Source organism: Pseudomonas sp. TH07, from assembly GCF_016651285.1.
Taxonomy (GTDB): domain Bacteria; phylum Pseudomonadota; class Gammaproteobacteria; order Pseudomonadales; family Pseudomonadaceae; genus Aquipseudomonas.
Genome location: NZ_JAEKED010000001.1, coordinates 6,102,139 through 6,121,469, shown reverse-complemented (window position 1 = coordinate 6,121,469; position 19,331 = coordinate 6,102,139). Strand labels below are relative to the sequence as shown.

The 19,331-nt window shown below is 66.1% G+C and carries 15 protein-coding genes; 13 read left to right on the top strand and 2 right to left on the bottom strand.

Annotated features, from left to right (window positions below; translation table 11 throughout):
* Positions 1-57: 57 nt before the first annotated feature.
* The 5 genes from JFU57_RS27900 to JFU57_RS27880 all read left to right on the top strand — a co-directional run bounded on the left by JFU57_RS27900 (position 58) and on the right by JFU57_RS27880 (position 5,065).
* Complete coding sequence (locus tag JFU57_RS27900) at positions 58-1,983, top strand: phytase (protein WP_201131522.1); 1,926 nt, start codon at positions 58-60, stop codon at positions 1,981-1,983.
* A gap of 96 nt (positions 1,984-2,079) precedes the next feature.
* Positions 2,080-2,790: a protein TolQ gene (gene tolQ / locus JFU57_RS27895; protein WP_078468721.1), complete on the top strand. Its 711-nt coding sequence runs from the start codon at positions 2,080-2,082 to the stop codon at positions 2,788-2,790.
* A gap of 13 nt (positions 2,791-2,803) precedes the next feature.
* Positions 2,804-3,250, top strand: coding sequence for a protein TolR (gene tolR / locus JFU57_RS27890; protein ID WP_078468722.1), 447 nt, complete (start codon positions 2,804-2,806; stop codon positions 3,248-3,250).
* The gene (locus JFU57_RS27885) at positions 3,247-4,062 is read left to right on the top strand and encodes an energy transducer TonB (RefSeq protein WP_201131521.1); all 816 of its coding nucleotides are present in this window, start codon (positions 3,247-3,249) and stop codon (positions 4,060-4,062) included. Before tolR ends, JFU57_RS27885 begins: the two co-directional genes overlap by 4 nt.
* 115 nt (positions 4,063-4,177) lie before the next feature.
* On the top strand, positions 4,178-5,065 hold the full coding sequence (locus JFU57_RS27880) for a Dyp-type peroxidase (protein ID WP_201131520.1): 888 nt from the start codon (positions 4,178-4,180) through the stop codon (positions 5,063-5,065).
* A gap of 186 nt (positions 5,066-5,251) precedes the next feature.
* Here the strand turns inward: JFU57_RS27880 and JFU57_RS27875 are convergent, their stop codons facing one another.
* On the bottom strand, positions 5,252-6,160 hold the full coding sequence (locus JFU57_RS27875) for a hypothetical protein (RefSeq protein WP_201131519.1): 909 nt from the start codon (positions 6,158-6,160) through the stop codon (positions 5,252-5,254).
* Positions 6,161-6,311: 151 nt separating this feature from the next.
* Here JFU57_RS27875 and lexA point away from each other — a divergent pair, with 151 nt between their 5' ends.
* The 8 genes from lexA to JFU57_RS27835 all read left to right on the top strand — a co-directional run bounded on the left by lexA (position 6,312) and on the right by JFU57_RS27835 (position 18,055).
* Positions 6,312-6,929, top strand: coding sequence for a transcriptional repressor LexA (gene lexA, locus JFU57_RS27870; RefSeq protein ID WP_201131518.1), 618 nt, complete (start codon positions 6,312-6,314; stop codon positions 6,927-6,929).
* Positions 6,929-7,546: a translesion DNA synthesis-associated protein ImuA gene (gene imuA / locus JFU57_RS27865; protein WP_201131517.1), complete on the top strand. Its 618-nt coding sequence runs from the start codon at positions 6,929-6,931 to the stop codon at positions 7,544-7,546. The genes lexA and imuA overlap by 1 nt, the downstream gene beginning before the upstream one ends.
* A gap of 7 nt (positions 7,547-7,553) precedes the next feature.
* Positions 7,554-8,969 (top strand): Y-family DNA polymerase, encoded by a 1,416-nt coding sequence (locus JFU57_RS27860; RefSeq protein WP_201131516.1) that lies wholly within the window; start codon positions 7,554-7,556, stop codon positions 8,967-8,969.
* A complete protein-coding gene (locus tag JFU57_RS27855; protein WP_201131515.1) occupies positions 8,966-12,040 on the top strand; it encodes an error-prone DNA polymerase in 3,075 nt (1,024 codons plus the stop codon). Before JFU57_RS27860 ends, JFU57_RS27855 begins: the two co-directional genes overlap by 4 nt.
* Positions 12,041-12,258: 218 nt before the next feature.
* Complete coding sequence (locus JFU57_RS27850; RefSeq protein ID WP_201131514.1) at positions 12,259-14,370, top strand: hybrid sensor histidine kinase/response regulator; 2,112 nt, start codon at positions 12,259-12,261, stop codon at positions 14,368-14,370.
* A gap of 192 nt (positions 14,371-14,562) precedes the next feature.
* Positions 14,563-14,826, top strand: coding sequence for a DUF1652 domain-containing protein (locus tag JFU57_RS27845; protein ID WP_020296920.1), 264 nt, complete (start codon positions 14,563-14,565; stop codon positions 14,824-14,826).
* 193 nt (positions 14,827-15,019) lie between these two features.
* Positions 15,020-17,686 carry an excinuclease ABC subunit UvrA gene (uvrA, locus tag JFU57_RS27840; protein WP_201131513.1) on the top strand — a complete coding sequence of 889 codons (2,667 nt, stop codon included), beginning with the start codon at positions 15,020-15,022 and terminating at the stop codon, positions 17,684-17,686.
* 135 nt (positions 17,687-17,821) lie between these two features.
* A complete protein-coding gene (locus JFU57_RS27835) occupies positions 17,822-18,055 on the top strand; it encodes a DUF465 domain-containing protein (protein WP_078468732.1) in 234 nt (77 codons plus the stop codon).
* Positions 18,056-18,214: 159 nt separating this feature from the next.
* On the opposite strand, the gene JFU57_RS27830 is transcribed toward JFU57_RS27835, so the two are convergent.
* The gene (locus tag JFU57_RS27830) at positions 18,215-19,324 is read right to left on the bottom strand and encodes an SMP-30/gluconolactonase/LRE family protein (RefSeq protein ID WP_201131512.1); all 1,110 of its coding nucleotides are present in this window, start codon (positions 19,322-19,324) and stop codon (positions 18,215-18,217) included.
* Positions 19,325-19,331 lie beyond the last annotated feature (7 nt).

The window sequence follows — 19,331 nt, the reverse complement described above, 5'->3', positions numbered from 1 at the left end:
CCGGCGGCGCTGCTGGCCGGCGCCGCCCCGGATGAACCACAAGGATTTCTACCGTTGATGAAGATTCAGCCGTTCTCCAAGCCGACCTTGCTGGCCACGCTGCTGGCCCTGGCCTCGACCGCGGTCTTGGCCGCGCCTGCGGTGCCCAGGCTGCAACTGCAACCCTGGGCCGCGACCCAGCACCTTGAACTGAGCGCCCTGAGCTTTCTGCCGGCGCAACTGGGGCCTGAGCGCCTGGCCGCCAGCGAGCGCGACGGCTTGCTATTGCTCGATGCCCAGGGCGCGGAGCTGGCGCGTTTGCCGGGGTCGTTCAGTGCCCTGGACAGCCGCGCCGCCGGCCAGCAAGTGCTGGTGGCCAGCCTCGACAACCAGCGCCAGCAAGCGCTGCTGGTGAGCCTCGACCCACGCACCCGCAATTGGGGGCAGCCGGTGTATCTGCCGGCCCGCGACTACCCGGTAAACGGCCTGTGCCTGTACCGCGACGAGGCCAGCAACCTGTTTCTGTTCCTGGTGGGCGAGGAGGGCAAGGGCGAGCAGTGGCTGGTGGGCAATGGCGCGCAACTGACCCCCCAACCCCAGCGCGTGCGCGGCTTGCCGCTGCCACCGGCGGCGCAGTTCTGCCAGGTCGACGATGGCGCCAACCAACTGCTGGTCAATGAGCAACACGTGGGCTGGTGGGCCTATCCGGCGCACCCGGAAGCCGATGTAGAGCGCCTGCCGGTGGCCTTGCGCGCACCCTTCGGCGACCTCAAAAAAGCCGCCGGGGCCATGGCGCTCATGCCGGGCGGGGTGCTCGGCCTCGACCCCAAGGCTGCACAACTGCACCTCTACCAGCAGCAGGGCGAGCTTTGGCAAGCCGTGGCCGCGCTGCCGTTGCCGGGCCTGGTGGAACCGGAAAACCTGGCCCTGCAAGCCACCGCCACAGGCGTTCAAGTGCTGCTGCGCGATGACGAGGACGGGCGCCTCTTTCAGGGCGAGTTGAACTGGCAGGCGAGCCCGGTGCCGCTGTCACCGCCACTGCCCAACGTGGCGGCGGCCAGCCAGAGCGACCCGGTGGGGCGCCAGGGCGATGCGGCGGACGATCCGGCGATCTGGATTCACCCCCAGCAACCGGCCTTGAGCCGGGTCCTGGGCACCAATAAAAAACAGGGCCTGCTGGCCTATGACCTGCAAGGCAAGCTGCTGCAAGAGTTGCCGGTGGGGCGCCTGAACAACGTCGACGTGCGGCCCAACTTCGCGCTGGGCGAACTCAAGGTCGACCTGGCGGTGGCCAGCAATCGCGATCACAACAGCCTCAGCCTGTTCGCCATCGACCGCAGCAGCGGCGAGTTGCGTGAAGCGGGGGAGATCCCTACGCCGCTTAAGGAAATCTACGGCATGTGCCTGTTCCAGCCGGCCAGCGGCGAGTTGTACGCCATCGCCAACGGCAAGGACGGGACCTTTGTCCAGTACCGCCTGAGTGCGCCCAACGGCGTGGTGCAGGGCGAGCTGGTGCGCCAGTTCAAGGTCGCCAGCCAGCCTGAAGGCTGCGTGGCCGACGACCAGCGCCAGCGGCTGTTTATCGGCGAGGAGGATGTTGGGGTGTGGGCGGTGGACGCCCGTCCCGAGCAGCCGGCAACCCTGAGCACTGTGATCAAGGTCGGCCCGCAACTGCATGCCGATGTCGAGGGCCTGGCCCTGTACCAAAGCAATGCGCGGGACTACCTGGTGATTTCCAGCCAGGGCAACGACAGCTACCTGGTGCTCGACGCCGAGCCGCCCTTTGCTTCCCACGGTGCGTTCCGGGTCGGGATCAACGCCGCCGCCGGTATCGACGGTGCCTCGGAAACCGACGGCATCGAAGTCACCTCGGTCAACCTGGGTGGGCCCTGGAGCCAGGGCATGCTGGTGGTGCAGGACGGGCGCAAGCGCATGCCCGAGCAGACCCAGAACTTCAAGTTCGTGCCCTGGGCCGAGGTCACCCGGGCGCTGAAACTGCCCTGAGGCGGGCTGTCATCAATCGGTCATCACACTTTCATCCAATAGCCTGCGGGCAGTCGCGCATCGACTGTTCCCGGGCTGGCACACAGGAGCGACACCATGCAAGCGACACTGGAACACATGACGATCTGGGGGCTGATCAGCGATGCCAGCCTGTTGGTCAAGGCGGTGATGCTGACCTTGCTGCTGGCCTCGTTGCTCAGCTGGTACCTGATCATTCAACGCAGCGCGGTCTTGAGCCGTTGCGAGCGGCAGATGAACGACTTTATCCAGCGCTTTCGCAGCGCCCCGGAGCTGCCGTCGCTGTACCGCGAGAGCCAGCACAGCGGTGATCGCGAGGGCGGGGTGGAGCCGATCTTCCTCGCCGGCTTCCAGGCATACAGCCAGCTTGGGCAGCAACCCGGCAACCCCGCCGACGTGGTGCTCGAAGGGGTCGAGCGCTCGTTGTCCGTGGCCATCAGCGAACAGGAAGTGCAGTTGGAAAAAGGCCTGCAGTTCCTCGCCACCGTGGGTTCGGTCAGCCCCTACATCGGCCTGTTTGGCACCGTGTGGGGGATCATGAATTCCTTCCTCGGTCTGTCCCAGGTGCAGCAGGCGACCTTGTCGACGGTAGCGCCGGGGATCGCCGAAGCCTTGATCGCCACGGCCATCGGCCTGTTTGCGGCGATTCCGGCGGTGATTGCCTACAACCGTTTTTCGGCCCGGGGCCAGACCTTGCTCACCCGCTATTACGCCTTCGGCAACGAGCTTCAGGCGCGCCTGCACCGTAAGCTGCATGGCGCCCCGTTGAACCTGGCCGTGGCCGCCTGAAAGGAGAATGCACATGTTAGTCAGGCCGCAACGCAAGCACGGGCCCAAGGCGGAGATGAACGTGGTGCCTTACATCGACGTGATGCTGGTGCTGCTGGTGATCTTTATGGTCACCGCGCCGATGCTGACCCAGGGCGTGAAGATCGAGCTGCCCAAGGTCGCCAGTGAGGCCCTGGCCAACGATACCCGGCAGCAGATCCTCACGCTGTCGGTCAAGGCCGAGGGCGGTTACTACTGGAACCTGGGCGGCGAACTGGACACCAGCAGTCAGACCGACAGCGCCGTGGACCTGGATGAAATGCGCGCCAAGGTGGCGCAGATCGTGGCCCGGCGCAGCGACACCCAGGTGTATATCCGCGCTGACAAGGACGCTGGCTACGGCAGTGTGGTCGCGGCCATGGCCGCCCTGCAGCAGGGTGGGGTGAGCAACCTCGGGCTGGTGACCGAGGCCCCGCAATGAACGCGATGATCATGCCCGGCCCCACTTTGCACCTGTCGCCGCTGGCCCCTGGCAAACGCCTGCCCAACGTGCTGGCGGCGGCCTTGGCCCTGGCGTTGCACGCCGGGGTCCTGGCCTTGCTGGTGGCCGGCTGGTCGGTGGACAAGCCGCCAGTCGAGCCGCCCAGGGTGCTCAAGACTCAATTGGTGATGTTGCCGCCGGCCCCTGTACCCCAGGCTCCCGAGCCACTGCCGGCCGAGGTCGCACCGAGCCCGCCGCCGGCCGCATTGCGCGAGCCGGTGCCGGAGCCGCCCAAGGTTGTGCCCGAGCCGCAGGTGCAGGCGCAAAAGCTGGAACAGGCGGCCCTGGCCCGCAAGCGGGTCGAGGATAAAAAACGCGAACAGCAGGTCGAGCAACAGCGCCAGCAGCGCGAACGCCTGGAAGCCGAGCAGCAGCATCAGCGCGAAGCCCAGCAGCAACAGGTCGCCCAGGCGCAGCGTGAGGCCCAGGCGCGCCAGGCCGCCGAGCGCGCCCGCCAGCAAGCCGCCCAGGCCGCTGCCGACAGTCGCCAATATCTACCCCTGAGCAAGGAGGCTCCGGATTACCCCCAGCGCGCCCTGGATAAAAACCTCGAAGGCGACTGCACCGTGGAGTACACCGTCACCCCCCAGGGCAAGATCGATAACCCCAAGGTCCTGGAGGGCTGCCATCCGCTGTTTATGCGACCTTCACTGGCGGCGGCGCAGACCTTTCGCTACCAGCCGCGAATCATCGATGGCCAGGCCGTGGCCGTGCCGGCGGTGCGTAATACGTTTCATTATCGAATCAAGTGACAGGGAAGGGCGGGGAGCGACTGCCGAAGCTTGAGCAAAGTCTGTTTTTACCGGTCGCAGTCCCCACAAACCCGGGGCCTGCGGGTAAACTCCGCGCTTTCTTCAAGGAGTCGCTATGAGTTACTACCAGCCGGGCATTCTTGCCGCCCCCGTTCCGTCCCAGGCGCGTCATTTGTTTTTCACCCTCGACGCCATCGACGCGCTGCCGGCGGCCCTCGATCAGTTGCTGACATTGGTCGACGGGCAGACGGCGGTAGTGGGTTTTGGTGCTTCGCTGGTCAAGGCCCTGGGCGGGCGTATACAGGGGCTCAAGGCGTTCCCGGCACTGAGCGGTGTCGGCGTGGATAACCCTTCGACCCAGCACGCGTTGTGGGTCTGGCTGCATGGCGATGAGCGTGGCGAACTGCTGCACCGCAGCCGCGCCCTGGAGGCCGCCCTGGCCCCGGCCCTGCGCCTGGTGCAGATGAACGAAGCCTTCCGCCACAAGACCGGGCATGACCTGACCGGTTATGAAGACGGCACCGAAAACCCCCACGACGAGGCCGCCATCGCTGCCGCCCTGGCCCCTGGCGCCGATGGCTTGCGCGGTGGCAGTTTTGCCGCGATCCAGCAGTGGCAGCACGACCTCAGCGGGTTTGCCGCGATGACCGGTGAACAGCGCGACAACATCATGGGCCGCCGCCTGAGCGACAACGAAGAACTGGACGACGCGCCGATCTCGGCCCATGTCAAACGCACCGCCCAGGAAAGCTTCACCCCGGAAGCCTTTATGGTGCGTCGCTCGATGCCCTGGATCGAAGGTGACCGCGCCGGCCTGATGTTTCTCGCCTTCGGCCACACCCTGAACGCCTTCGAAGTCCAGCTACGGCGCATGAGCGGCCTGGAAGACGGCATCACCGACGGCCTGTACCGCATGAGCCGCCCGATCACCGGCGGCTACTACTGGTGTCCGCCACTGCTCGACGGCCGCCTCGACCTGCGCGCCCTGGCTGCCACAGCCTAACGCCCTGATACCCTACGGCGCCCTCAAGGGCCAGCGCGGCCTGCGGCAGCGGCTACAGCTGTAGCCGCTGCCGAAGGCTGCGCTGGCCAGGAGGGACGTCTGGAGCCTGGGAGGGACGAAAATAACGCAGGCGCACGTTTCGGGACCGTTACGCAACCAGCGGTATCCAGCTCCTCCCCACCCCCATCACCTGTCTTTCGAATTGGGGTAGCAGTTCCCAGTGACGAGCACTCGATACGCCTTGGCAATGCGTTCTTTGAGAGGGAGTGGAGGATGGCGTTTAGAACCGTCGTTGTGCTCCAGGCACCAGGTTGCAGCCGGCGCGCCCAGTGTCCGGGATGCTTTTTTCAAATAGGCTTTGGCGGACTCCCTATCTGCAAAACGTTTCTGCGTGATTACTGGCGGGTCGCCGATTGGAGAGACTGCGCCGGTGGGGATTTTCATGCGTCCGTCACAGGCTCGGTTAACGACCACATATTCACCGCTTTCACCGGTCGTCCCTGAGCCAGGGCCGTGGTGGAAGATTTCTCCGACCCAGACGATATCGTCTATATCGATGTCCATCTCTATCAGCACGTCGTTGTTGGTGTAAGGCCCGGTGCCCCATGACGTCAGCCCATCGACCGGGAACCAGAAATGACTCAAATCCATTTGAATGGCCGCTTGCTGAGCGTTGTACAGCCGGGTTGCGTAGCCTTCGGAAGTTTTTTCCAGATCCTCTACTGAGCGCCGGAGTTTTATTGTTTTTCCTGACGGGTTCAGGTAGCTGCGCGTACATGCCTGTATATCGAGGATCTCTTGGCAGATGCGGTCCAATTTCACTGGGTCGGCCATTAATGCTTTCAAAAAACTGTTGAGTACGTCGGCATCTGGGTCGCTGGGTTTCTCCCGTGCGCGCGAATCCGGGTGCCACGGAAAGCGCTCGACCTTCAAGGCCCGCATCACCAGCCAGGTCATCAGTCCATAGGTCAGATGGTTAAGACCGCCGGAAGGCCAGGGACTAAAACCGCGTTTTTTGCCCTTGTCCCATGTCAACAATTCAAGCAGGTCGGGGTCCAGGATTTGATACAGCGCAGGCGTGGAGGGGGCGGTCATGCGAGGTCTCTTTTCATTGTTCATCCATGAAGGCGCAGGCTCTCGTGAGCCTTGGCGCAGCCGGTGCCGAGGGCGGGCCTAGTATGCCAGGGGACTCGCCTTTCTCAGACCGATCACCGGCTCTTGTCAGAAAAATCCGAGAGGAGTACAAATGTACTCCATGACGACTCTCAGCCCCCGCCGCAGTGCCATCCTGACTTTTATCCGCGAGCGAATCGCCGGTCAGGGCCAACCCCCCAGCCTTGCCGAAATCGCCGAGGCCTTTGGTTTTGCCTCGCGCAGCGTGGCGCGCAAGCATGTGCTGGCGTTGACCGAGGCCGGGTTTATCGAGGTCAACCCCCATCAGGCGCGGGGCATCCGCCTGCTCGATCAGCCCGCCCGCGCCGAGTTGCTGGACATCCCGGTCCTGGGCCGGGTCGCCGCCGGGCGGCCGATGGATGCTGATGCCGAGGTCCACAGTCGCCTGTTGCTCGACCCCGGGATGTTCTCCCGCACTCCGGATTACCTGTTGCGGGTGCAGGGCGATTCGATGATCGAGGACGGCATTCTCGACGGCGACCTGGTGGCCGTGCACCGCGAGGCCGAGGCGCGTAACGGGCAGATCGTGGTCGCGCGGCTGGACGGTGAAGTCACCATCAAGCGTTTCCAGCGCACGGCCGAGGGCGTGCGGCTGCTGCCACGCAACCCGGCCTATGAGCCGATTCTGGTGCGCGACGATCAGGACCTGGCCATCGAAGGCGTGTTCTGTGGCCTGGTGAGGCAAGGCTGATGGGCGCCGTGGTTGCACTCGACACCCTGTTCAATGCCGGCCGGGTGTGGAAGGGCCGGCCCAGTGCGCCTGCCGTCAGCCCCCAGCCCACCGGGCACGCGGCGCTGGATGCGGCCTTGCCCAGTGGTGGCTGGCCGGAAGCGGCGCTGACGGAAATCCTGGTCGCGGCCCAGGGCGTGGGCGAGTTGCAGCTGGTGTGGCCGACCCTGGCGCGCCTGAGTGCGGCGGGGGAGCGCATCGTGCTGGTGGCGCCGCCTTATGTGCCTTACCCCCAGGCCTGGCAGAACGCCGGTGTCGATGTGCGCCAGCTGTCGGTGATCCAGGCCGGCGAGCGCGATGCCTTGTGGGCGGCCGAGCAGTGCCTGCGTTCCGGCAGTTGCGGCGCGGTGTTGTGCTGGCCGCAGCAGGCCGATGACCGGGCCTTGCGTCGGTTGCAGGTGGCGGCCGAAACCGGGCAGACCCTGGCCTTTGCCTATCGCTCGTTGCAGGAGGCGGTCAACCCGTCGCCGGCCTCCCTGCGCATTGCCGTGGATGGGCGGCCGGCACAGCTACGGGTGCTCAAGTGCCGGGGCGGACTGGCCCAGGCCGCGCCCATCGCCTTTACGGCCGGGCACTGAGGTTGGCATGCGCTGGGTGTGCATTGTGTTCCCGCAATTGGCGTTGGATGCCGCGTTGCGCCAGCGCCCCGAACCCCAGGAGCCGCTGGCGCTGCTGAGCGGCACCGCGCAGCGCCGGGTGATCCAGGCGGTGAATGGCGCGGCCCGCGAACTGGGCCTGTACCCGGGGCAATCGCTGACCGCTGCCCACGCCATGACCAAAGCCTTTGCCAGTGCCGAATACGACGTCGATGAGATCGAGCATTGGCAACAGTTCCTGGCGGCCTGGGCCTACCGTTTCAGTTCCCAGGTCAGCGTGCGTTATCCACGCACGCTGCTGTTCGAGATTGAATCGAGCCTGGGCCTGTTCGGGCCCTGGCCGGCGTTCGAGGCGCGGCTGCGTGCGGAATTGGCGGCCCTGGGCTTTCGCCACCGGATTGTCGCCGCGCCCAACCCGGCGGCGGCCCGGGTCTTGGCCAATGCCTACGATGGCCTGGCGGTGGCCGATGACGGGGCCTTGCGCCAGGCCCTGGGCCCGATGCCCCTGGACCGCCTGGGCCTGGAACCCCTGGCCGCCACGGCGCTGTCGCGCATGGGCCTGCGCAGTTTCGAGCAAGTGCGGGCGCTGCCCCGGGCAACCCTGGCCCGACGTTTCGAGGCCGGCCTGCTCAAGCAGCTCGATGCCCTGCTCGGCGAGCGGCCCCTGGCCCTGGCGTTCTATCAGCCGCCGGACCGCTTCGACCTGCGCATCGAGCTTAATTTCGATGTGCAATCGCACCAGGCGCTGCTGTTTCCCCTGCGCCGGCTGACCGGCGACCTGGCGGCGTTTCTCTGTGGCCGCGACAGCGGGGTGCAGCGCTTCGACCTGCACCTGGAGCACGGGGAGCTGGCCGACACCCTGGTCAAGGTCGGGCTGCTCAGCGCCGAGCGCGACCCGGCGATGCTGTTCGAACTGGCTCGCGGGCGCCTGGAACAGATCCAGGTGCCCGCGCCGGTACGCAGCCTGCGCCTGGTGGCCGAAGACCTGCCGAGCTTTGTGCCCGAGCGCCGCGAACTGTTCGATGAACGCCCCCAGCAGTCCCTGCCCTGGGAACAACTGCGTGAACGCCTGCGCGCGCGCCTGGGGGATGAGGCGGTGGTCAGCCTGGGGTTTCAGGCCGACCACCGCCCCGAATGCAGCTGGCAACTGGGCGCCGCGCATCAGCCCTGCGTGGCCATCCCCGGCCTGTTGCGCCCGGGCTGGTTGTTGCAGGAGGCGCTGCCGGTGGCGGAAGGTTCGGCGCGGATCCTCATGGGCCCTGAACGCATCGAGTCCGGCTGGTGGGACGGCGCCGATGTGCGCCGTGATTACTACCTGATCGAAACCCGCAGCGGCCAGCAGGGCTGGGCTTATCGTGCGGTTGGCGCGGGCGGGCCGTTGCTGTTGCAAGGCTGGTTCGCATGAGGGGGTATGCCGAGCTTCACTGCCTGTCGAACTTCAGTTTCCAGCGCGGTGCCTCCAGCGCCCGCGAGCTGTTCGAACGGGCCCGGGACCAGGGTTATCAGGCCCTGGCGATCACCGATGAGTGCACCCTGTCCGGGATCGTGCGCGCCTGGCAAGCCTCCCGGGACAGCGGAGTGGCGCTGATTGTCGGCAGCGAACTGCGCATCGAGAACGGCCCGAAACTGCTGCTGTTGGTGGAGAACCTGGAGGGTTACCAGAGCCTGTGCCGGCTGATCACCCGTGCCCGGCGCCGGGCGGAAAAGGGCCAGTACCGGGTGCTGCGTGAGGATTTCAGCGAACCCTGGCCTGGCCTGTTGGCGCTGTGGCTGCCGGATGCACTCGATGCACCGGCCGACGGCCATTGGCTCAAGGGGTTGTTTGGCGAGCGGTTGTGGCTGGCGGTGGAGTTGCACTGCGGCCAGGACGATGCCCGGCGTCTGGCCGGGTTGCTGGCGCTGGCGGCGCAGTTGCAGATCAGGCCCCTGGCCACGGGCGACGTGCACATGCATGTGCGCGGACGCCGGGCGCTGCAAGACACCATGACCGCGATCCGTCATCACCTGCCGGTGGCCGAAGCCGGGCAGCGCCTGCACCCCAATGGCGAGCGCCATCTGCGCAGCCTCGAAGCCTTGCGCAGCCTGTACCCGGCGGCGCTGCTTGAGGAGTCGCTGCACATCGCCCGGCGTTGCACGTTCGACCTGTGCCAGTTGCAGTACCAGTACCCCCGGGAGCTGGTGCCCCAGGGTCATACCTCGGCCAGTTGGTTGCGGCAGCTGACCACCCAGGGCTGCGCCTGGCGCTGGCCACGCGGTGCACGGCCCGAGGTGCTGGCACAGATCGAGAACGAGCTGGAGCTGATCATCGAGCTCAGGTACGAGAGCTATTTCCTCACGGTGCACGACATCGTCACCTTCGCCCGCAAGCAGCACATCCTGTGTCAGGGCCGTGGCTCGGCGGCCAACTCGGTGGTGTGTTTCGCCCTGGGCATCACCGAGATCGATCCCGATCGCTCGACCATGTTGTTCGAGCGCTTTTTATCCCGCGAGCGCAACGAGCCGCCCGACATCGACGTCGACTTTGAACACGAGCGCCGCGAAGAAGTGCTGCAGTACGTGTTCCGCCGTTATGGTCGCCATCGCGCGGCGCTGACCGCGGTGGTCAGCACCTACCACGGCGCCGGCGCGGTGCGCGATGTAGCCAAGGCCCTGGGCCTGCCGCCGGATCAGGTCAATGCCCTGGCCGACTGCTGCGGCCACTGGAGCGACACCCCGCCCAGCACTGAGCGCCTGCAGGAAGCCGGCTTCGACCCCGACAGCCAGGTCTTGCGCCGGGTGCTGAGCCTGACCGGGCAGTTGATCGGTTTTCCCCGGCACCTGTCCCAGCACCCTGGGGGCTTCGTGATTTCCGAGCAGCCCCTGGACACCCTGGTGCCGGTGGAAAACGCCGCCATGGCCGAGCGCACCATCATCCAGTGGGACAAGGACGACCTGGACATGGTCGGCCTGCTCAAGGTAGATATCCTGGCCCTGGGCATGCTCAGCGCGATCCGCCGCTGCTTCGACCTGATCCACGCCTATCGCGGCCAGCGCTGGAGCCTGGCGTCGATCCCTGCCGAGGACGCGGCGACCTACGAGATGATCAGCCGCGCCGACACCATCGGCGTGTTCCAGATCGAGTCCCGGGCGCAGATGTCGATGCTGCCCCGGCTCAAGCCCAAGACCTATTACGACCTGGTGATCGAGGTGGCCATCGTGCGCCCGGGGCCGATCCAGGGCGGCATGGTTCACCCTTATCTGCGGCGGCGCAATAAACAGGAAGCGGAAACCTACCCGTCAGCCGAGCTTGAGGCCGTGCTCAAGCGCACCCTGGGGGTGCCGCTGTTTCAGGAGCAGGTGATGCAGATCGCCATGGTCGCCGCCCAATACACCCCCGGCGAGGCCGACCAGTTGCGCCGCTCCATGGCCGCCTGGAAACGCCACGGTGGCCTGGAGCCGCACCGCGAGCGCCTGCGCGGGCGCATGGTCGACCGAGGCTACAGCGAAGCATTTGCCGCGCAGATCTTCGAGCAGATCAAGGGCTTCGGCAATTACGGCTTCCCCGAATCCCACGCCGCCAGTTTTGCCTTGCTGACCTACGCCAGTTGCTGGCTCAAGTGCCATGAGCCGGCGGCCTTTGCCTGTGCCCTGATCAACAGCTGGCCCATGGGTTTCTACAGCCCGGACCAGATCCTCCAGGATGCCCGTCGCCATCAATTGCAGATTCGTCCGGTGGACGTATGCTCCAGCGCCTGGGATTGCAGCCTGGAACCGCTGCCCGGTGCGCAGCCGGCACTGCGCATGGGGTTGCGCATGATCAAGGGCTTTCGCGAGGAGGATGGGCGACGCATCGAGGCGGCGCGCCAGCAGCGAGGGTTTGTCGATATCGCCGACCTGGGCCTGCGGGCCAAGCTCGACACGCGCGCCCAGGAACTGCTGGCCGATGCCGGGGCCCTGCGCGGCCTGGCCGGCAACCGCCATCGGGCGCGCTGGGAGGTGGCGGGGGTGCAACAGCAACTGGGCCTGTTCGCCGGCCTGCCGAGCCAGGAGGAAGCGCCGGTGGCCTTGCCGGACCCCAGCGTGGCGCAAGACCTGCAAGCCGACTACCTGAGCCTGGGCACCACCCTCGGCCCGCACCCCCTGGCCTTGCTGCGCGACGAACTCAAGGCCCGGCGTTGCCGCAGCTCGCGGGAACTGCTGGCGCTGGAGCACGGGCGGCCGGTCAGCGTGGCCGGGCTGGTCACCGGGCGCCAGCGTCCGGGCACGGCCAGTGGCGTGACCTTCGTCACCCTGGAAGACGAGTTCGGCAACGTCAATGTGGTGGTCTGGCGTGACCTGGCCGAGCGTCAGCGCCGGGTGCTGGTGGGGGCGCAACTGCTCAAGGTCGACGGCACCCTGGAAACCGAAGGCGAGGTCCGGCACCTGATCGCCGGGCGCCTGACTGACCTCAGCTCGCTGCTCGATGGCATCAGCGTGCACAGTCGCGATTTTCGCTGAAGCCGCCCCTGGCCCGACAGGCGGCCGGTTGTACCTGGTAAAACCCATGGCGAACTGTGAAGCAGGGCCGGTTTTTTGGGTAATTCGAGCTTCTGTGAGCGCGCCTTGAAACCATCTGCAGCGCCTATGCTCAAAGCCTGTGGGTTGGGTTATCTTGTGCCCCGCCGGGCGCCATGCCCGCGCTTCTTTTTCTGACCACGATCTAACCGGGTTCGTCGATGCCGTTCTTATCTGATCACCATGGGTGCCAAGGCTGGCAAGGCGAGATGGCAGGCCGCATTCGCGCCTTTGACTGGGCCGTCACCGACCTGGGCGCGCTCGAGCATTGGACGCCCAGCCTGCGCAGCACGGTGCAGTTCATGCTCGCCTCGCCGGTGCCGCTGGTGATGCTCTGGGGACCGGTGGGCTACATGATCTACAACGACGCCTATGCCCAATTCGCAGGCGGGCGCCACCCGTACCTGCTGGGCTGCCCGGTGGAGCTGGGTTGGCCGGAAGTCGCCGATTTCAACCGTGAAATCATGCGCACCTGCCTCGGCGGCGGGACCTTGTCGTTTCGCAACAAAGAACTTGAATTGCTGCGCAACGGCGTGCCGGAACCGGTCTGGCTCGACCTCTATTACAGCCCGGTGGCGGGGGATAACCAGGCCCCGGCTGGGGTCATGGCGATCGTGGTGGAGACCACCGCCCACGTTATTTCCGAGCAGCGCCGGCAGGCCGCCGAGCAGGCGTATCGGGCGGAGAACGAGCGGGTGCAACTGGCCTTGAACGCCGGGGCGTTGCTGGGTTCGTTTGTGTGGGACATCAAGGCCGATCGCCTCTCGGGCGATGAGCGTTTTGCCCGGACCTTCTGTTATCCGCTGCATCAGCCCCTGGACAATCTGCCCAGCGAAATCGCCGAACGCCAGATGCACCCCGATGATCTGCCACGGGTCCGCGAACTGGTCGATTACAGCGTGGCCAAGGGTGGTCCCTACAACGCCGAGTACCGTGTGCGTTGCGCCGATGGCAGCTACCGCTGGCTGCTGGCGTGCGGCCGTTGCGAGTTCGACAGCGCGGGCGAGCCCTTGCGTTTTCCCGGGGTGCTGATCGATATCCACGAGCGCAAGATCGCCGAAGAAGCCTTGCGCCAGCTCAGCCGCAACCTCGAACAGCGGGTGGCCGACGAAGTCCAGGCGCGCCTGGCGGCCGAAGAACAACTGCGCCAGGCGCAGAAACTGGAAGCCATCGGCGGCCTCACCGGCGGCGTGGCCCACGACTTCAACAACCTGCTGCAAGTCATCTCCGGCAACCTGCACTTGCTGGCCCGGCACGAGCCGGACAACGCCAATGTGCAGCGGCGGGTGCGCACCGCGATTGCCGCGGTAGAGCGTGGCGCCAAACTGTCGACCCAACTGCTGGCCTTTGCCCGGCGCCAGCCCTTGTCGCCGGCGGTGTACAGCCTGGACAGCCTGTACGAGGGGATGGAAGAGTTGCTGCAACGGGCCCTGGGCGAAACCATCCGCATCCAGGTGCAATTGCCCGAAGCGCCGTGGTGCATCCGGGTGGACCGCAACCAGCTGGAAAACGCCGTGCTCAACCTGGCGATCAACGCCCGCGACGCCATGCGCGGTGAGGGCACTATCCTGATCCGTGGTGAAAACATCAGCCTGGATCGTGAGTTCTGCGCCGACAGGGGCATCGCCGCCGGTGACTACGTGCGCCTGTCGGTGGCCGACACCGGCGGCGGCATGGCGCCAGAGGTGCTGAAGCAGGCGTTCGAGCCGTTTTTCACCACCAAGACCGAGGGCCAGGGCACCGGGCTGGGGTTGAGCATGGTGTTCGGTTTCGTCAAGCAGAGCGGTGGCCATATCGACATGCTCAGCGTTCCGGGGGAGGGCACCCAGGTGCAGCTGTACTTCGCCCGCAGCCTGGAGCCGGAGGCGAGTGATCCGGTACTTCCCGTGCCCCGCAGCGGCGGCGGCCAGGAGCGGATCCTGGTGGTGGAAGACAACGAGGATGTGCGCAACGCCGCGGTCGAGCTGCTGGAAAGCGCGGGTTACCAGGTGCTGACCGCGATCAACGGCGATGCCGCGATGCAGTGCCTGATGGACGGGCTGGAAGTGGACCTGATCTTCACCGACGTGGTGATGCCGGGCCTGATCAAAAGCTCCGACCTGGCGCTGTGGGCCAAGTCCCGCACCCCGCCGATCGCGGTGCTGTTCACCTCCGGGCATACCCGCGACATCATCTCGCGCAATCACCAGCTCAGCCCCGACACCCACCTGCTGAGCAAACCCTACGGACCCCAGGCACTGACGAGCATGGTCAGGTCGGTGCTGGGTAGCTGAACCCCGCGGCCTAACTGTGAAGCAGTGCATAAAACCGACAAACATCGGCGACAAGCCCTGGGGCAGGCTATAGGCTGCAAAGTTGTACTAACTTGAACTGAAACGACACCGAAAAAAGTGTCGACAGGGCCTCATGACAACAGACTTCGTCTTGCGCGGGTTGAACTAGACAATTGATTGGGACGTACCACTGTGATCTCCAACCTTGAACTGCGCAAAATCGTCGAATCAAGTTTTCTGCCCCTGTACTGCCAATGCACCATCGGTCACGACGGGGTGATGACCGTGCGCATCAGCGACCCAGACAGTGGCCGGGTCGACCTGCTGGTGACCGGCATCGCCACCGCGGCCTTGACCAGCTCCCGGGCAATTGCCGAACTGATTGCCGAGCTGCGCTACGACCTCAATCACACCGGCCTGAGCGATAACCTGGGGGGCCGGCAGTTTCGCGCCTGAGCCTCGCGGCGCTGCCACCGCCGGGCCACCGCAAGAGAGCCGGGCGAGCACTGGCATTGAACATTCAGCGCCTGTCGTTGCCCCAATAGCTGGGCGGCCTGCCTGCGTCGGCGATGCATCGCGCCGGGCAACTGTGTGATGATCCGCGGTCTGGTCGCTCTTCACTTCCTGGCACCCGACACAAGGCTGGCTCATGACTTCGCAGCGCACACCGTCCCCTGATTCCACAGCGTCCTCCCTGCCTTTGAACAGCTCGGGTTTCGTCCGGGTGCGTGGCGCCCGCGAACACAACCTGCAGAACGTCGACGTCGATATCCCCCGCGATGCCCTGGTGGTGTTCACCGGCGTCTCGGGCTCGGGCAAGTCGTCCCTGGCGTTTTCCACCCTGTACGCCGAAGCCCAGCGTCGCTATTTCGAATCGGTGGCGCCCTATGCCCGGCGCCTGATCGATCAGGTCGGGGTGCCGGATGTCGACTCCATCGAAGGCCTGCCGCCGGCCGTGGCCCTGCAACAGCAGCGCGGCACACCCAGCACCCGCTCGTCGGTGGGCAGCGTGACCACCTTGTCCAGTTTGATCCGCATGCTGTATTCCCGCGCCGGCAGCTACCCGCCGGGGCAGCCGATGCTGTATGCCGAAGACTTCTCGCCCAATACCCCCCAAGGCGCCTGCAGCCAATGCCATGGCCTGGGCCGGGTGTATGAGGTGACCGAGGCGTCGATGGTGCCCGACCCCTCGCTGAGCATCCGCCAGCGGGCCGTGGCTTCCTGGCCCCTGGCGTGGCAGGGGCAGAACCAGCGGGACATTCTGGTGACCCTGGGCTATGACGTGGACATTCCCTGGAGCCAGCTGCCGAAAAAACAGCGCGACTGGATTCTCTTCACCGAAGAAACCCCCACGGTGCCGGTCTACGCCGGGCTGACCCCGGCCCAGACCCGCGAAGCCCTCAAGCGCAAGCAGGAGCCCAGTTACATGGGCACCTTCAGCGGCGCCCGGCGCTACGTGCTGCACACCTTCAGCCATAGCCAGAGCGCGCTGATGAAAAAGCGCGTGTCGCAGTTCATGCTCGGCAGCCCGTGCCCGCTGTGCGACGGCAAGCGCCTCAAGCGCGAGGCGCTGTCGGTGACCTTTGCCGGGCTGGATATCGGCGAGTTGTCGCAGATGCCCCTGCTGCAACTGGCCGAGGTGCTGCGCCCGGTGGCAACGCAAGGCTACCTGGCCGAGGCCGAGGAGGGCGGCGCGGTGCTCAGCCACCAGCAGACAGCTGCGGCGCGCCAGCAGCGGGTCGCCCAGGGTGCGCCGGGGCATGCCGGGGCGCCGGATGTGAGGCATACGCCGAACCTGTCCCTGGAAAAACGCCTGGCCGCCCAGCGCATCGCCCAGGACTTGCTGGAGCGGGTCAGCACTTTGACCGACCTGGGCCTGGGCTACCTGGCCCTGGAGCGCAGCACGCCGACCCTGTCCTCCGGCGAGCTGCAACGCCTGCGCCTGGCGACGCAATTGGGCTCGCAACTGTTCGGCGTGATCTACGTGCTCGACGAGCCTTCTGCCGGCCTGCACCCTGCGGATGCCGAAGCCTTGTTCGAGGCGCTGCAACGGCTCAAGGCCTCGGGCAATTCGCTGTTTGTGGTGGAACATGACCTGCAGACCATGCGCCGCGCCGACTGGTTGATCGATGTCGGCCCGGCAGCCGGCGAGCAGGGCGGGCAGGTGCTGTACAGCGGTCCGCCGGCCGGCCTGGCCAAGGTCGCCGCGTCCCAGACCCGGGCCTATCTGTTCGGCGAACAGGCCCCAGTGCCGCGCACGCTGCGCAAGGCCGAGGGCTGGCTGCGCCTGGAGGGCATCACCCGCAATAACCTGCGCGACCTCAGCGTCGAATTCCCCCTGGGCTGCTTTACCGCGGTGACTGGGGTGTCGGGTTCGGGCAAGTCGAGCCTGGTCAGCCATGCCTTGCTGGAACTGGTGGGCGCGCACCTGGGCAAGGCGTCGAGCAACGAGGAGCCTGAAGAACTCAACCTCGAGGACGATGCGCCGCAAACCAGCGGCGGCCAGGTCAGCGCCGGGCTGGAGCAGATCAAGCGCCTGGTGCAGGTCGACCAGAAACCCATCGGCCGCACGCCGCGCTCGAACCTGGCGACCTACACCGGGCTCTTCGACCAGGTGCGCAAACTGTTTGCCGCCACCCCCGAAGCCCGAGAGCAGGGCTACGACGCCGGACAGTTTTCCTTCAACGTCGCCAAGGGCCGCTGCCCGGCGTGCGAGGGTGAGGGTTTTGTCAGCGTCGAACTGCTGTTTATGCCCAGCGTCTATGCGCCGTGCCCGACCTGTCACGGGGCCCGCTACCACCGGCAGACCCTGGCCATCGAGTGGCAGGGCTTGAACATCGCCCAGGTGCTGCAACTGACGGTGCTCGAAGCGCTGGCAGTGTTCGCCGAGCAGCCGGGCATTCGCCGCGCGTTGCAGGTGCTGCACGATATCGGCCTGGGCTACTTGCGACTGGGGCAGCCGGCCACCGAGCTGTCGGGGGGCGAGGCGCAGCGCATCAAGCTGGCCACCGAGCTGCAACGCAACCCGCGCGGCGCCACCCTCTACGTACTCGATGAGCCCACCACCGGCCTGCACCCGCGGGACGTCGACCGGCTGCTGGAGCAGTTGGACAACCTGGTGCAGGCCGGCCACAGCGTGGTGGTGGTCGAGCACGAAATGCGCGTGGTGGCCCAGGCCGACTGGGTGATCGACATGGGCCCGGGAGCGGGCGACCAGGGTGGCCGGGTGGTGGTCAGCGGCACACCGCAGCAGGTGGCGAAAAACCGCAAGAGCCGCACCGCGCCATTTCTGGCCCAGGCCCTGGGGCAGGCATGATCTGGCGCAAGGATGGACGACGAACGGTTACCGCTGGTCCGATTGGCGGTCGACAGACCCCGGGGGGCGAGGCCATTCTGGTAGGCGACACGCGCGGTAACGTGCTTGTTTCCGATCAATAAACGGAGGTGTTCCATGCCGGTGATTCACGACATTTATCAAGACCTGAGCCGCAGCAAAGAAGACATTCAACAGTGCCGGGCCAACGACCCCCACTTGAATGCGCTGTTCGACAAATACTCCACGATCGATGCTCAGGTCGTTCAAGCGGAGGCCGCTGCCGCCGCCGATGATGAAGTGAGGAAACTCAAGGAAAAACGCCTGCTGATCAAGGACGAAATCTCCCAGAAACTCACCGCCCGTTCCTGACACCATCCCCACCCTCAACCCGCGGCTACACCCGTAGCCGCTGCCGCAGGCTCGGGCCGCGTTTGGACGCTGGCCCTGACCGACGCCGAAGATATGCCTGACAAACCTCCGGCGCTTTCCAGGGCCAGCGCAGTCTTGTGCCTCGGCAGCGGCTACGGGCTACGGGTGTTTTTGCAACGCCAGGTTCAGGGGCAGGCGCGCCATGTGGCGGGCGGTGAGTGAGCCGAAATACAGGTGGTCGCCGTACTCGCGCACCGTGGTGATCGGCGAATAATTGCCGCTGCTGGCGTCCTGCAGGTTGGCAATCACCTGGCCCTGGGTATCGAGGCCCAGGACAAAGGCGCGTTTCTCCACCGGTTTGGGCAGCACCGTCAGCGCCCGCACCACCATCTTGCGGACCAACGGGTAACCGGCCGTGGCGTCGAGCAACGGATTGCGCGGGGCATACAGCGCCACCCAGAACCGGTCACGGCCATTGAAACTCAGGTTGTCCGGCAGCCCCGGCAGGTTGTCGATAAACAGATCATGGCTCCCGGCGCGCTCGCCCTTGAGCCAATAGCGGCTGATGCGATAGGCACCGGTCTCGTTGACCAGCACATAGGCTTCGTCCGGCCCCAGGGCGATGCCGTTGGCGAACTCCAGGCGGTCCAGCAGCACCTCGGTCTTGCCGTTCTGGAAGTCATAGCGCAACAAACGCCCGTCGCCGCCGTGCTCGATCACCGCTTCGCCATCCTGGCCGTAACCCCAGCGGCTGCTGGCGTCGCTGAAATAGGCGTAGCGCCCGGCGGCGTCCACCGCCACATCGTCGGGGAAGCCGAATTTCAAGCCATTGGCCTCGGTGCTCAAGACACTCAACTGGCCTTGGGTATCCAGCGCCAGCAGGCCCTTGATCCCGTCGGCAATGATCAGCCGCCCATCGGGGTGGCGCGCCAGGCCCAGGGGCCGGCCGCCGGTATTGACCAGGACCTTCAGCAGCTTGCCATCGAGGCTGGTCTGGATCACTCGACCATCGTGCAGGCCGCTGAGCAATTGGCCGTCTTCCAGTAGCAGGGCTTCGGGGCCGTCGATATCCCTGGCGCCCACCCCTTCAAGCCCCTTGAGGCGCTGGTTGTCGGCATAGGGGCCGCTGCTCAGGGACGGCGCCGGCGAAGGGCTCCAGGCCACGGGCTGGACCCGGGTCGGGAGCAGCAGCAAAAACGCGGCAAGGGCGATGATCAGCAGCAACAGCAGGTGACCCGTTTTGAATCGGCGGGGGGCGATCGGGTTCATGGCACGG

Excerpts from the sequence above, each read along its gene's own strand:
- JFU57_RS27900 (WP_201131522.1), top strand. The coding sequence starts at position 58 with ATGAAGATTCAGCCGTTCTCCAAGCCGACCTTGCTGGCCACGCTGCTG.
- tolR (WP_078468722.1), top strand. The coding sequence starts at position 2,804 with ATGTTAGTCAGGCCGCAACGCAAGCACGGGCCCAAGGCGGAGATGAAC.
- lexA (WP_201131518.1), top strand. The coding sequence starts at position 6,312 with ATGTACTCCATGACGACTCTCAGCCCCCGCCGCAGTGCCATCCTGACT.
- JFU57_RS27860 (WP_201131516.1), top strand. The coding sequence starts at position 7,554 with ATGCGCTGGGTGTGCATTGTGTTCCCGCAATTGGCGTTGGATGCCGCG.
- tolQ (WP_078468721.1), top strand. The coding sequence starts at position 2,080 with ATGCAAGCGACACTGGAACACATGACGATCTGGGGGCTGATCAGCGAT.
- imuA (WP_201131517.1), top strand. The coding sequence starts at position 6,929 with ATGGGCGCCGTGGTTGCACTCGACACCCTGTTCAATGCCGGCCGGGTG.
- JFU57_RS27855 (WP_201131515.1), top strand. The coding sequence starts at position 8,966 with ATGAGGGGGTATGCCGAGCTTCACTGCCTGTCGAACTTCAGTTTCCAG.
- uvrA (WP_201131513.1), top strand. The coding sequence starts at position 15,020 with ATGACTTCGCAGCGCACACCGTCCCCTGATTCCACAGCGTCCTCCCTG.
- JFU57_RS27850 (WP_201131514.1), top strand. The coding sequence starts at position 12,259 with ATGCCGTTCTTATCTGATCACCATGGGTGCCAAGGCTGGCAAGGCGAG.
- JFU57_RS27835 (WP_078468732.1), top strand. The coding sequence starts at position 17,822 with ATGCCGGTGATTCACGACATTTATCAAGACCTGAGCCGCAGCAAAGAA.
- JFU57_RS27875 (WP_201131519.1), bottom strand. The coding sequence starts at position 6,160 with ATGACCGCCCCCTCCACGCCTGCGCTGTATCAAATCCTGGACCCCGAC.
- JFU57_RS27830 (WP_201131512.1), bottom strand. The coding sequence starts at position 19,324 with ATGAACCCGATCGCCCCCCGCCGATTCAAAACGGGTCACCTGCTGTTG.
- JFU57_RS27880 (WP_201131520.1), top strand. The coding sequence starts at position 4,178 with ATGAGTTACTACCAGCCGGGCATTCTTGCCGCCCCCGTTCCGTCCCAG.
- JFU57_RS27885 (WP_201131521.1), top strand. The coding sequence starts at position 3,247 with ATGAACGCGATGATCATGCCCGGCCCCACTTTGCACCTGTCGCCGCTG.